Annotated in this window: 13 protein-coding genes and 1 pseudogene; 8 read left to right on the top strand and 6 right to left on the bottom strand. The window is 51.0% G+C overall.

Annotated features, from left to right (window positions below):
- Positions 1-11: 11 nt before the first annotated feature.
- Together folB and ABWO75_RS02100 are read right to left on the bottom strand one after the other, a co-directional pair.
- Positions 12-377, bottom strand: coding sequence for a dihydroneopterin aldolase (folB, locus tag ABWO75_RS02105; protein WP_353182077.1), 366 nt, complete (start codon positions 375-377; stop codon positions 12-14).
- Positions 378-397: 20 nt separating this feature from the next.
- Positions 398-1,099, bottom strand: a complete 702-nt coding sequence (locus ABWO75_RS02100; RefSeq protein WP_353182075.1) for a helix-turn-helix transcriptional regulator — start codon at positions 1,097-1,099, stop codon at positions 398-400.
- 322 nt (positions 1,100-1,421) lie between these two features.
- On the opposite strand from ABWO75_RS02100, the gene ABWO75_RS02095 reads away from it, so the two are divergent.
- Both ABWO75_RS02095 and ABWO75_RS02090 read left to right on the top strand, forming a co-directional pair.
- On the top strand, positions 1,422-2,594 hold the full coding sequence (locus tag ABWO75_RS02095) for an acyl-CoA dehydrogenase family protein (RefSeq protein WP_353182072.1): 1,173 nt from the start codon (positions 1,422-1,424) through the stop codon (positions 2,592-2,594).
- A 66-nt stretch (positions 2,595-2,660) separates the two neighbouring features.
- The gene (locus tag ABWO75_RS02090; RefSeq protein WP_353182070.1) at positions 2,661-3,404 is read left to right on the top strand and encodes a 3-keto-disaccharide hydrolase; all 744 of its coding nucleotides are present in this window, start codon (positions 2,661-2,663) and stop codon (positions 3,402-3,404) included.
- 134 nt (positions 3,405-3,538) lie between these two features.
- Here the strand turns inward: ABWO75_RS02090 and asnB are convergent, their stop codons facing one another.
- Positions 3,539-5,227: an asparagine synthase B gene (asnB, locus tag ABWO75_RS02085; RefSeq protein ID WP_257656673.1), complete on the bottom strand. Its 1,689-nt coding sequence runs from the start codon at positions 5,225-5,227 to the stop codon at positions 3,539-3,541.
- Positions 5,228-5,572: 345 nt separating this feature from the next.
- Here asnB and purN point away from each other — a divergent pair, with 345 nt between their 5' ends.
- From purN to ABWO75_RS02065, 4 genes are all read left to right on the top strand, one after another.
- Positions 5,573-6,145, top strand: coding sequence for a phosphoribosylglycinamide formyltransferase (gene purN / locus ABWO75_RS02080; protein WP_257656674.1), 573 nt, complete (start codon positions 5,573-5,575; stop codon positions 6,143-6,145).
- A gap of 49 nt (positions 6,146-6,194) precedes the next feature.
- Positions 6,195-6,572, top strand: coding sequence for a hypothetical protein (locus ABWO75_RS02075; protein ID WP_353182067.1), 378 nt, complete (start codon positions 6,195-6,197; stop codon positions 6,570-6,572).
- A gap of 104 nt (positions 6,573-6,676) precedes the next feature.
- On the top strand, positions 6,677-8,203 hold the full coding sequence (purH, locus tag ABWO75_RS02070; RefSeq protein ID WP_353182065.1) for a bifunctional phosphoribosylaminoimidazolecarboxamide formyltransferase/IMP cyclohydrolase: 1,527 nt from the start codon (positions 6,677-6,679) through the stop codon (positions 8,201-8,203).
- A gap of 80 nt (positions 8,204-8,283) precedes the next feature.
- Positions 8,284-9,153 carry a DUF72 domain-containing protein gene (locus ABWO75_RS02065; RefSeq protein ID WP_353182063.1) on the top strand — a complete coding sequence of 290 codons (870 nt, stop codon included), beginning with the start codon at positions 8,284-8,286 and terminating at the stop codon, positions 9,151-9,153.
- Between the two features lie 35 nt (positions 9,154-9,188).
- On the opposite strand, the gene ABWO75_RS02060 is transcribed toward ABWO75_RS02065, so the two are convergent.
- From ABWO75_RS02060 to ABWO75_RS02050, 3 genes are read right to left on the bottom strand one after another with little or no spacing between them, the layout of a single operon-like run.
- Positions 9,189-9,917, bottom strand: coding sequence for an RluA family pseudouridine synthase (locus ABWO75_RS02060; RefSeq protein WP_257656677.1), 729 nt, complete (start codon positions 9,915-9,917; stop codon positions 9,189-9,191).
- A gap of 12 nt (positions 9,918-9,929) precedes the next feature.
- A complete protein-coding gene (locus ABWO75_RS02055; protein WP_353182061.1) occupies positions 9,930-10,994 on the bottom strand; it encodes an NADH:flavin oxidoreductase/NADH oxidase in 1,065 nt (354 codons plus the stop codon).
- 40 nt (positions 10,995-11,034) lie between these two features.
- Positions 11,035-11,880 (bottom strand): 3-hydroxybutyryl-CoA dehydrogenase, encoded by an 846-nt coding sequence (locus tag ABWO75_RS02050; protein ID WP_353182059.1) that lies wholly within the window; start codon positions 11,878-11,880, stop codon positions 11,035-11,037.
- A gap of 333 nt (positions 11,881-12,213) precedes the next feature.
- On the opposite strand from ABWO75_RS02050, the gene ABWO75_RS02045 reads away from it, so the two are divergent.
- Together ABWO75_RS02045 and ABWO75_RS02040 are read left to right on the top strand one after the other, a co-directional pair.
- Positions 12,214-13,149, top strand: a complete 936-nt coding sequence (locus ABWO75_RS02045; RefSeq protein WP_353182057.1) for an ABC transporter ATP-binding protein — start codon at positions 12,214-12,216, stop codon at positions 13,147-13,149.
- Positions 13,146-13,390, top strand: a pseudogene (locus ABWO75_RS02040) (ABC transporter permease); the annotation flags it as partial. The gene ABWO75_RS02045 and the pseudogene ABWO75_RS02040, both read left to right, overlap by 4 nt.

Below are 13,390 nucleotides of genomic sequence, written 5' to 3'. Positions count from 1 at the left end.
AATACCTGTGTTTAACGTTTCCAGATCAGTTCCACTGCGGCCCCGGCCCGGTCGCCGCCAAAAGGCGGATGGTTTTTAATGAGCTTTACCCGCGCCTCGTGAACAAAGGCATAATGTGCCCGGACCTGGTCCAGGATCGCCTCGGCCACGGTTTCGAGCAATTTCCGGGGAAGGGTCATTTCTTCCTGCACCATGCGGTATACCACTTCGTAATCCACCGTGGCGTCCAGTGTTTCCGCGGTACCGGCGGAACGGTTAAACACCGCTTCCACCTCGACGATAAATTCATTACCCAGCACCTGTTCCTCGGGATAATAACCATGAAAAGCATAAAACCGCAAATCGCGGAGTGTCACTCGTTGCTGAAGCTGTTCCATACAGCAAACCTACTGATTTTTTACACCATGTTAAATGCCTGGGCGAATTTGATGATGTCATAATGTGTTTTCGCACCGATTTTACGCTTGATATTCCGCCGGTGCGTGTGCATGGTTTTTTCTGAAATGTGGATGCGGCCGCTGATCTCGGCTGTCTTCTGCCCAAGGGCAATGTATTGCAGCAGCTCTTTCTCGCGTTTGGTTAATGAAGCAAAACGCTGATAGTTATTTTTAAGCAGCAGGTTTTCCTCCATCAGGCGCTCCGCCTTCTCGGCGAGATGGTGGTTCGGGTCAAGCTGCAGCGCAAAAGTGAGTGAAAGAATCGGTTTCCCTTCTTCATCGAACACAAATGGCCGGGAAGCGCTCAAATACCATTCAAACCCGTTCCCTTTTCCCGTGGTAACCTGTTGAAAAAAAGAAAACCACTTTGGCGGGTCGGGATTCTGCAGCAGTTCCATGAACTTGGGCAGGTAAAATGCCACATCATCAGGATTGAAGAACCTGGTGTAATACGCCGAGCCCAGCCGCCGGACATCTTCCAGGGAAATCCCCAACAGCTGCAAACCGCGTGGACACATATACATCACCGAGAAATGGCGCACATCGTGAATGATATAGACCGGCAGCTCGTCGGCCACCGCTTCAAGCGCCTTAAGTTTACGTATGATTTCCTGCCGCACCGCCATGCTGCAATCGAAATCAGCTGGTAAAAATTCGTCCATGATCAGTAGATTTAGTTGATATTAGGTATTCTCGAGGCAAGATAATGAAAAATACCCAAAAGTGGGTATTCTCAGCTTTACATCATCCGGGGTTTGCCCGTTACTGGTTTGCACCTGCTTCGAAGTGAGTGCACCATCTGTCCACGGTGAGTGCACGGTGAGTCCACGTCTTTATCGACAAAACGTGCTTTCGTCCTGCAGGTACCGCGGCCGGATTCCGGACGGGCAACGAAGCAGGCCCGGTGCAATAATAAACCAGTGCCGAACCTGATACGGAAAATTATCTGTATACTTGTCAGACAGATGGTAAACCTGATGAATCATGAGCCAATACCAACCACCTGATTATTATCTGCTGGACGAACTCATTGGCGAGGAATACCGGCTTATCCGCGACAGCGTAAGGCAGTGGGTAAACAGGGCACTCCTACCTATCATCGAAGATTACGCCCAGCGTGCCGAATTTCCCAGCCAGCTGCTTCCGGGAATGGCGGAACTCGGGCTGTTCGGCCCGACCATTCCGCAGGAACACGGCGGCGGGGGGCTTGATTACCTTGCCTATGGCCTGATGATGCAGGAACTCGAACGTGGCGATTCCGGCATCCGTTCCACCGCTTCCGTACAGGGGTCGTTGGTGATGTATCCCATTTACACCTACGGCAGCGAGGAGCAGAAGGCCATCTACCTGCCCAGACTGGCGAGCGGCGCGCTTATGGGCTGCTTCGGACTTACCGAGCCCAATCACGGATCCGATCCGGCCGGGATGCTGACTCATTTTGATGACGCAGGCGACCACGTGATCCTAAACGGATCCAAAATGTGGATATCGAATGCACCATTTGCCGATATTGCCATCGTATGGGCTAAAAACCCGGATGGTCAGGTTCAGGGGCTCATCGTTGAACGCGGTATGGAAGGATTCAGCACACCCGAAACACATAACAAATGGAGCCTCCGGGCATCAGCTACCGGCGAACTCGTGTTCGATCAGGTGCGCATCCCCAAGACCAACATCTTACCGGGTATTACCGGGATGCGCGGCCCGCTAAGCTGCCTGAACCAGGCACGGTATGGCATCGCCTGGGGTGCCCTCGGCGCGGCGATGGACTGTTATGACACGGCTGTCCGTTATGCCAAAGAACGGCAGCAATTCGGCAGGCCCATCGGAAGCTTCCAGCTGCAGCAGAAGAAATTAGCGGAAATGCTGACCGAGATCACGAAGGGCCAACTGCTCGTATGGCGGCTGGCCTTACTCAAAAACCAAGACCGGGCCACACCGGCACAGATTTCGATGGCCAAACGCAATAGTGTGGCAACGGCACTTCAGGTGGCACGGGAAGCGCGCCAGGTACTCGGCGCAATGGGTATCACGGGTGATTATCCGATCATGCGGCACATGATGAACCTGGAATCGGTCGTCACATACGAGGGTACGCACGACATCCATTTATTAATCACCGGCATGGATATTACCGGATTTAATGCTTTCGGGTAACGGAAAGGACAGGAAGGCATCAGCCGGCCGAAACCACAGAAAAGACAACAAATTACACATTATACTATGCATATCAAATCAGTCATAACAACCGGGATTGCAGCTTCGCTGACACTTTCCGCTTTTGCACAGCAAACGAAAATGAAACCTGAAGAAACGGAGATCTGGGAACCTGAACCACGCATGGTGACCACATATGCCGACCGGGCACCATCGGACGCCATTGTCCTGTTCGACGGCACCTCATTAGACCAATGGGTCAGCAGCAATGACAGTTCGTCGCCGGCCGGATGGACGGTGTCAGCCGGTGCATTTACGGTAGTAAAAGGCAAAGGCGGCATCCAGACCAAGCAGGAATTTACCGACTATCAGCTGCATCTGGAATGGAGGTCGCCTACGGAAATTGTCGGGGAAAGCCAGGGGCGCGGCAACAGCGGCGTATTTATGCAGGGGCGGTATGAGGTACAGGTGCTCGACAGTTACGATAACCGCACCTACTCCAACGGACAGGCGGCCAGCATCTATAAACAGCGGATTCCGTTGGTAAATGCCACAAAGCCGCCGGGTGAATGGCAGACATATGACATTATCTGGACAGCGCCGCGATTCAATGCAGACGGTATCTTGGTGAGTAAAGCCCGGGTTACCGTGATCCATAACGGGGTATTGGTGCAAAATAACGTCGAACTCGACGGAACAACGGAATATATCGGGATACCCAAATACAAAGCGCATGGCCCGGGCCCGATTGCCCTGCAGGACCATGGCAACCCCGTCAGCTTCCGGAACATCTGGATCAGGCCGCTTTAGCGGCGGCGATCCGTACGTTGGCCGGCGACGGATAACGGACAGCCGGTTAGTCACCGCAAAAGACATTTCACAAAAAAGGCCGGGTGTATGATGCACCCGGCCTTTTCTATGTTTCTGATTCGTCAGTAAACGGCTTACAGCGCTACTGCTTTGGATTTCTCGTAACTTTCGTTATGCACCGCAGCTACGGCCCGTCCGGACGGATCGTTGAGGTTCTGGAATGAAGCATCCCAGGCCAGCGCCTCGGGGGTGCTGCATGCGACCGATTTAACGGAAGGTACCGTCAGTGCCGCTGCATCCGAGGGAAAGTGCTCCGCAAAAATCGAGCGGTACAGGTATTCCTCCTTGTTCTGTGGCGGGTTGATCGGGAAACGCTCGGCGGCTTTGGCCAGCTCTCCGTCACTTACCTTCTGCGCTGCCTGTTCCTTGAGTGTATCGATCCAGTTGTAACCTACACCGTCTGAAAACTGTTCTTTCTGCCTCCAGGCAATACTTTCGGGAAGATAGTTCTCAAAGGCCTTCCGTACAATCCATTTTTCCATCCTGCCGTCCCTGATCATTTTATCTTCAGGGTTCAGCCGCATGGCAATATCGATAAATTCCTTATCCAGGAACGGGACACGTCCTTCCACACCCCAGGCGGCCAATGATTTATTGGCGCGGAGGCAGTCGTACAAGTACAGTTTACCCAGTTTGCGTACGGTTTCTTCGTGGAATTCCTTCGCATTGGGTGCCTTATGGAAATACAGGTACCCGCCAAACAGCTCATCCGAGCCTTCTCCCGAAAGCACCATTTTAATCCCCATGGATTTAATCACACGCGCAAGCAGGTACATCGGAGTTGAAGCGCGGATCGTGGTTACGTCATAGGTTTCCAAATGGTAAATTACGTCCCGCACCGCATCCAGCCCTTCCTGGATGGTGAAATTGATTTCGTGGTGTATGGTACCGATATGATCGGCAGCGCGCTTGGCGGCGATCAAATCCGGTGAACCTTTCAATCCCACGGCAAATGAATGCAGTTGCGGATACCAGGCGGTTTCCTGGTCGTCAGATTCAATCCGTTTGGCTGCAAATTTCTTCGTCACCGCCGCAATGACCGACGAGTCCAGTCCGCCGGAAAGCAGTACGCCATAAGGTACGTCAGACATCATCTGCCGGTGTACCGCGTCTTCCAGTCCTTTGCGAAGTACGTCAATGTCCGAAACGTTGTTTTCGACATTCGCATAGCTTTCCCAGTCGCGGCTGTACCACCGTTGCGGTGTCAGTCCTTCTTTACTGTAAATATAATGTCCCGGAGGAAACGTTTCAATGCGTTTGCAATAGCCTTCGAGTGACTTAAGTTCAGACGCAACGTAAAACGTGCCGGCATCGTCCCATCCCATATACAGCGGAATAATGCCAATATGGTCGCGTGCTATTAAAAACGTATCCTGTTCAATATCATAGAGGGCAAACCCAAATATGCCGTTAAGCTCTTCAATAAATTGGGGGCCTTTCTTTTCGTACAGTGCCAATATTACCTCGCTGTCACACTGTGTGGAAAATGCATAGTCTGTCAGCTGATTCCGCAACTGTTGGTGATTATATATTTCCCCATTAACCGCCAATACCGTATTACCGTTGGCACTAAACAACGGCTGACGGCCGGATTTCGGATCAACAATCGCTAAACGTTCATGCGCTAGAATAGCTTTTTCCGAGCTATATATCCCCGACCAGTCCGGCCCGCGATGACGAATCTTTTTCGACATCTTAAGCACTTGGGGGCGCAATTCTTCTGACTTACCTTTCAGGTCAAAAGCACCAATAATTCCACACATAGATAAAAACGTTAAATGTTAATATAGCTATAATGATGCAAAAGTAACAAATAAAATATTGACATTTGCAACAAAATATTATTTTTTTAACGATTTTTTCAAAAAAACACGAGATATAAAGAAATAATATCAACAAAACACGCCATGTAATGTCATGATTTTAATACAAAAACAGGGTGACACGCGTCGGGAATTATTGTTATATTACAGCAGGTTCAGGCGTTAATCGGTGCTAAGATAATGATATTGCCTGCAAATATGCTATTTTTGCCCAGCATTTAATGCATCAAAAAAAATAATGTAAATTTGGGTGGCAACCCCGTACCAACTACTAATTTATATCACGTGAAGAAACGAATCGCTATTTTTGCTTCCGGCTCCGGATCGAACGCCCAAAAACTGATGGAATATTTCAGGTATCACGACCAGGCCGAAATAGCCCTGGTTCTGAGCAACAACCCGGAAGCGTATGTGTTGCAACGGGCTGATAATTTTGAAGTACCTACCCACATTTTTGATCGGCATGAGTTCTTCCACACAGATGAAATTGTCCAGTTGCTGGGTAAGCTGAATATCGATCTCATCGTGTTAGCAGGCTTTCTGTGGCTTGTGCCCCAGAACCTCCTGCAAAAATACCCGAATAAAATCATCAACATCCACCCTGCCCTGCTTCCGGCCTACGGAGGAAAGGGAATGTACGGCGACCGCGTGCACCAGGCGGTGCTGGATGCCGGCGAAGCGGAATCGGGCATCAGCATCCATTTTGTCAACGAAAACTTCGATGAAGGCGAAGTGATTTACCAGGCCCGGTTCAGGATCGAACCGGAGGACAGCCTGGAGGTCATCAAATTTAAAGGGCAGCAGCTGGAACACCAGCATTATCCCAAAGTTGTGGAAAACCTGCTGAAGAAAATGTAAGCGACGGACGGGTGCCGTCTCCCAAGACATGTTATTTGCCCGGGTTATTATGGATTGTAATTCCCTTGTTTTTTCATTTTGGCCCTTTTTTACAAATGTAAGTGAGCGCGGTACGGCCAACGTGGTCTCTTCCAGTTGGATTGACTACGAAATCAATTCAACAGCCTTATTCCTATTCAAATGTCGAGTACACCTGGTCGGGCGGCTCTTTTGCGGTTTCCACCCTCAATGCCATCAATATCGGATAAGGAGCACCGACGGTTCGGCACTCACCGAGTATGATTATTCAGGTGTCCGGGGGAATGAGTTCCGCTATGTACTGATACCTGCGGGCGTTACGCTAACCGGCATGCGCCCGGCTTCGGATATCGACTGGAACCGGGTGAGTTACGCCGAAGCAAAGCAACTGCTCGGCTTAAGCGGTTGATTAACGGCCGGGAGCATTGATTTGTCATCAGATCCCCGTGCCGGGAGAATGCACGGGGATTTTTCTTATCTTTGCTGCTCATAAACAAAAGCGCTAAATAGCAAATGAGCCACCCCGTAAAAATCAAAAACGCATTGATATCCGTTTACTATAAAGACGGACTCGCCCCATTAATCGAACTGTTAAATAAACAAGGTGTTACGTTCTATTCCACCGGAGGCACGGAAACCTTCATCCGCGAACTCGGCCATGAGGTTGTCCCGGTGGAAGATCTCACGGGTTACCCGTCCATATTGGGCGGCCGGGTAAAAACCCTGCACCCCAAGGTCTTTGGCGGGATCCTGTCACGCCGGCCCCTGGAAGCCGACGGACGGCAGCTGCAGGAATACGAAATCCCAGAAATCGACCTGGTGATCGTCGACCTCTACCCTTTCGAAGAAACTGTGGCTTCTGGAGCCGCTGAACAGGAGATCATCGAAAAAATAGACATCGGCGGCATCTCGCTTATCCGCGCAGCGGCCAAGAATTACAACGATGTGGTGATCGTTTCCTCGCGGAATGATTATCAGCTGCTTCAGGATATTTTAACGGAAAACGGAGGGCATACACTGCTGGAGCATCGGAAAACCTTTGCTAAACGGGCGTTCAACGTGTCGTCGCATTACGATACGGCCATTTTCAATTACTTCAACGCGACGGAGCCACTGCCGGTATTCAAGCAAAGCGAACAGCAGGCACAGGTACTCCGATACGGTGAAAACCCGCATCAGCGGGGTGTTTTTTATGGTGCACTGGACACCATGTTTGAGAAGCTGAACGGAAAAGAGTTATCCTATAATAACCTGGTTGATATTGATGCGGCGGTGGCGCTGATCGACGAGTTTGACGAACCCACAGTTGCCGTACTGAAACATACGAACGCATGCGGGGTGGCCTCACGCGGGGATCTGCTTACGGCGTGGAACGACGCGCTGGCCTGTGATCCGGTATCGGCTTTCGGCGGGGTAATCATCTGCAACCGGCAGGTGGACGATGCTACCGCGGAAGAAATCAACAAGCTGTTTTTTGAGGTGCTTATTGCTCCGGACTACAGCGACGGGGCGCTTAATACGCTTACCAGCAAGAAAAACCGGATCCTGCTAAAACGGAAAGCGGTAACACTGCCAACCAAGTTGTTTAAGACGCTGCTGAATGGCGTCATTGAGCAGGATAAGGACCTCGTGATTGAGGGGCCAACCCAGATGAACACCGTAACGGATAAGCAGCCGACGGATCATGAACTCAGCGATCTTTATTTTGCCAACAAAATTGTAAAACATACCAAGTCCAATACCATCGTACTGGCTAAAGACGGACAGCTTTCGGCAAGCGGTGTCGGCCAGACTTCACGTGTGGACGCCCTGCGGCAGGCTATCCTGAAGGCCCAGTCGTTTGGTTTTGACCTGAACGGCGCCGTGATGGCCTCCGATGCGTTCTTTCCGTTTTCCGACTGTGTGGAAATTGCGGCCGAGGCGGGCATTACGGCAGTCCTGCAACCAGGCGGGTCCATCCGCGACAAGGAGTCCGTGGACATGGCCAACCGTAAAGGAGTAGCCATGGTTGTTACAGGTGTACGGCATTTTAAGCACTAAGTCTTAACGGTTAACTGTTAGCAATCAGGCAACTGACGCGTGTTGCTAACAGTTAATCGCTTTTGTAATAAAACAGCGTTATGAAATTTGGAAGCGTAGCTGACCCCGAAGCGGTTGATTTCTCCCTGCCCCCGACTCACCCCGATAGTTGGAAAGTCCTCAAAAAAGAGGGGACCGATTTCGAAGTGTACGTCGGCTGTGCCAAGTGGAATAAACAGGATCTCAAAGGCTTTTATCCACGGGGAACGAAAGACGAACTGGTTTATTATGCCACCCAGTTCAACTGCATCGAGTTAAACGCTACGTTTTATAATTCGCCCGACAAACACCAAGTGGAAGTGTGGAAAAACAAGACGCCCGGGGATTTTAAGTTTTTTCCAAAAATACCGCAATCCATCAGCCATTATAGCCGTCTCCTCAATGTAGGGGAAAAAGTAACGGCTTTCTGTGATGCCATCAGTCTATTTGAAGAGAAACTGGGCATGAGTTTTCTTCAGCTGCATGATAATTACAAACCCAAGGACTTTGACCGCTTGGCAACGTTTATAAAACAATACCCGAAGGCCATTCCACTGGCTGTGGAGGTACGGAATGCGGAGTGGTTTAACGATGCCGGGGTAAGTCAGGCACTATATGACCTGCTTCGTGAAGAGCACCGTACGGCCGTTATCGTAGATACCGCCGGGCGGCGCGATATGCTGCACATGCAGCTCACCGCCCCCGCCGCTTTTGTCCGGTATGTCGGCGCCAATCACCCCAGCGATTACCGGCGACTGGACGACTGGCTTGTCCGCATCAAGGAGTGGCATGACGGAGGATTGAAATCCCTTTATTTCTTTGTCCATCAAAACCTGGAGGTGGAGTCTCCCCTGCTGGCCCGCTATTTTATCGATAAACTGAATCAGTTGCTCGGACTTCAGGTACGCGGTCCGCACGGCAAGCTTTTCTAAAAAGCGGTGCACCGGTTGGTTCGGCGCACCGACAGTTAATCGTCGTATTTTTCGAGCTGCTTGAGCAGGGCAGCAAAATCTTTCGGGTACGGCGCTTCAAAGTGATACTGCTTTTCCCCAAGCGCAAACCGTAGCTCGCGTGCATGAAGCGCAAACCGCTTCATAATCGGTTCTTCTTCACGCCCCTTACCCATGGTAAATCCACGCTTTTTAATCTGCGAAAGAAAGACAGGCTTGCCCTTGTACAGCTCATCGCCGGCAATGGAGGCCCGCTGGGTAGCCAGGTGGATCCGTATCTGGTGCATGCGACCGGTAATGGGCCGGCACTCTACCAATGTATAATGCTTAAAGTAGCGAAGCGATTTAAAATAAGTTTCTGCCCGTTTACCGTTTGCACGGTCGATTGTCACGTTTTTATTCCCCATATTCAGGATGGGCAGGTCGACCAGCAGGTCTTCAAATATATGCGTGCCCTCGATGACGGCATGATAGGTTTTGGCGACCCGCCGGCGCTCAAATTCGATGGATACCGCACGGTAGGTTTCCGGATTTTTTGCGATAAGCAGTAAACCTGACGTTTCCTTATCGAGCCGGTGACAAACCTGGGCTTCAGCGTAGTACTGCTTAGCCTGGCGATGCACGCTCAGTCCCTCCCCCTCGCGTTCATCCAGCGAGGCCAGGAACGGCGGTTTATTGATCACAATCAGATTGTCATCTTCATGAAGAATTAATTCTTCGAATTTATTGTATTTACTTTTTCCCATTTGTATTACTGCTTATGGCCTGGCTCGTTCATATTGTACCGGCCACGGTATATTGGCTCCCAGTTGTTTTGCCGCGTGCAGCGGAAAATATGGATCCCGTAGCAACTGACGTCCCATGAAAACCAGGTCTGCCTGCTCCCCACGGAGGATATCCTCTGCTTCGTCTGCGCGTGTGATCAATCCCACAGCCCCGGTTAAGATACCGGCCGCCTGCCTGATACTGGCGGCATACGGCACTTGGTACAGCGGGGCCGTTACAATCTGCTGATTGGGCGAATTCCCACCCGAGGAGCAATCGATCAGGTCAACGCCCTGTTCTTTTAGCCGGACGGCAAGCTTTATGGAGTCCGATTCATCCCACCCACCTGCTGTCCATTCTGTTGCGGATATCCGCACAAAAAGGGGTAATATCTCCGGGATAACCCGCCGGACCTCCCCCACCGCCTGCAGCAGCAGGCGGATGCGGTTTTCAAAAGAACCCCCATATTCATCGTCGCGGAAATTGCTCAGCGGCGAAAGAAATTCATTCAATAAATAACCATGTGCGGCATGGATTTCGAATACCTGGAAACCGGCTTCCACGGCCCGCCGGGCGGCATTTCCGAAATCGGCAATCAACTGCCGGATCTGGGAGATATCCATCGCCCCGGGCAGAGGCATCCCCTCCCTGTAGGCGACTGCGCTTGGCGCCAGTGTCTGCCATCCGTCTTCGGCAGTGGTCAGGAGCCGGTTACCGTTCCACGGACTGCTATGGCTTGCTTTGCGGCCAGCATGGGCCAGCTGTATCCCCGCCACAGCGCCATTGCTTTTGATCGCTTCGGCCACCTGTGCCAGCCCGGCAATATGCGTGTCTTTCCATATCCCCAGGTCATCGGGTGAAATCCGTCCTTCGGGCGAAACGGCCGTGGCCTCGGTGAAGACAATTCCTGCGCCGCCCACCGCCCGGCTGCCCAGATGGATCAGGTGCCAGTGATTGGCAAAACCATCGACACTGGAATACTGGCACATTGGCGAAACGGCCAGCCGGTTTCTGGCGGTAATCGACCGGATCGTTATCGGTTGAAAAAGTAAAGACATCGTAGCTGATTAAATGGTATTCAACAAATGAATCAATAGCTCAATAATTATAAAACCCACTGCCTGTCTTTTTTCCCAGTTTTCCCGCAGCAACCAGATCAACCAACAGCGGACAGGGTGCATATTTCGGCGTACCAAACCCCTCATGCAGCACATTCAGAATGGACAGGCATACATCCAGTCCGATAAAATCGGCCAGCTGCAGCGGCCCCATGGGATGGGCCATACCCAGTTTCATCACGGTATCAATCGACTCCGCTGTTGCAACACCTTCGTGTAACGCAAAGATTGCCTCATTAATCATGGGCATCAGCACGCGGTTGGCCACAAAACCGGGGGTATCGTTTACTTCTACCGGAACTTTATCCAGCTGCCTGGCCAGTGCCACTACTGTTTGCATGGTAGATCCGGCTGTGGCTTTTCCGCGGATCACCTCAACCAGCTTCATTACAGGCACGGGGTTCATAAAATGCATGCCCACTACTTTATCCGGCCGTTGCGTGGCGGCCGCAATATGGGTGATGGAAATGGATGACGTATTGGTGGCCAGAATGGCGTGTTGCGGGGCCAGCTGATCAAGCTGCCGGAATGCCCGGAGTTTAACTTCCTCGTTTTCCGTGATGGCCTCCACAACCAGGTCGGCTTCCCGTACACCCGGCCCCAAGCTGGCATGGAGTGAGATACGATCGAGGATAGCCTGCTTAGCTGCTCCGGTAATGACTCCAGCGCCGGATTGCCTATCCAGGTTGCCGGCAATGGTGACTAACGCCCGCTCCAACGCACCTGCATCCGTATCGACCAGGGAAACCTGGAATCCATACTGTGCGAAGACGTGAGCAATACCGTTACCCATGGTCCCCGAGCCGATAACGCTGATCTGTTGCATGGCGTCGAGTTTGATGCACCGCAAACATAACTAAAAACGCCCGGCCGCCAAAGGCAGACCGGACGTTCATCATCAAACTTAAACCAAAAACTATAAACAATTAAACAATTTGTCTTTCCGGCCGGGATATTTCTGCCGCTATGGCATTTCCCGGGATGCATGTAAACGGACAGTGCCTGTCTGGCCATTCGTTACATTCGCTTACCTGTAAGAGCTTGTTTATCCGGAAAAGTTTAACCGCGCGGCTGTTAAAAAATGTTAAAGAATTAAAGGCTTATTCGTAACAAAAACGACATCTTTGTATCCAATGACAGGCAAGCCCACGGAACACACATGCTGGAAATCAGAAACATCGTAAAACAATATGCCAATCACCTGGCGCTGGATAACATCTCTACGGATATTGCAAAGGGCAGTATTTTCGGACTGCTGGGTCCGAACGGTGCGGGTAAGACTTCGTTGATCCGTATTATTAACCAGATTACAGCTCCCGATAGCGGCGAAGTTTACATGGATGGCGAACGGCTGGGACCGAAACACATCGGCCGGATTGGCTACCTGCCCGAGGAACGCGGACTGTATAAGAAAATGGAAATCGGCGAACAGATGTGTTATCTTGCCCAGCTAAAAGGCCTTCGGCGGCAGGAAGCCGTCGAGCGGATCAAACATTGGTTTGAGAAGATGGAGATGCAAAGCTGGTGGAATAAGAAGATAGAAGATCTCAGCAAGGGGATGCAGCAAAAAGTGCAGTTTGTTGCTACCGTGGTGCACCAGCCGGACTTAATTATTCTTGACGAGCCGTTTTCCGGATTCGACCCCGTCAATGCAAACATCATCAAGGAGGAAATCCTCGCATTGAACCGTAATGGAGCAACCATTATCTTTTCCACTCACCGGATGGAATCCGTTGAAGAGCTATGCGACAGCATCATCCTGATCAACAAATCAAAGAAAATACTGGACGGAAAGGTAAAGGCCATTAAAGATACCTATCGGACGAATACTTACCGCGTGGAATACTTTTCCCGCGACAAACCGGTTACGGGAGTGGACGACCTGTTTTCCGTCAGCAGCCGGGAAACGGTGGAGGACCGCACGGTGCTGACCATTAATATCGCCGGTGGACGGACTATTAACGATGTGCTCACTTACCTTATCCCACTGGTACAACTTCACGAACTGAAGGAAATTGTACCGAGTATACATGACATTTTTGTTGACAAGGTAACCCAAAAGAAGCCGTCCACTGCAATTGAAACCAACCAATGAACAAGATACTACTCATCATCCGGCGTGAATACCTGAGTCGCGTAAAAAAGAAATCATTTCTGCTGATCACCTTCCTGGTTCCGATTTTTCTGATTGCGGTTTATGCAATTGCGATTTTGCTTGCGGTTAAGAGCTTCGAAAGCAACCAAGCTACAGTACAGGTTATCGATCAAAGCGGCCTGTTTGAGGGGAAGCTGCATGATACGGAAACCATTACGTTTGTGGAAACATCCGGCAATGT

It is taken from the genome of Parapedobacter lycopersici, assembly GCF_040395035.1.
In the GTDB taxonomy this organism is placed as follows: Bacteria; Bacteroidota; Bacteroidia; order Sphingobacteriales; family Sphingobacteriaceae; genus Parapedobacter; species Parapedobacter lycopersici_A.
The sequence above is the reverse complement of the archived record's forward strand: the minus strand, read 5'-3'. Positions and strand labels throughout refer to the sequence as shown.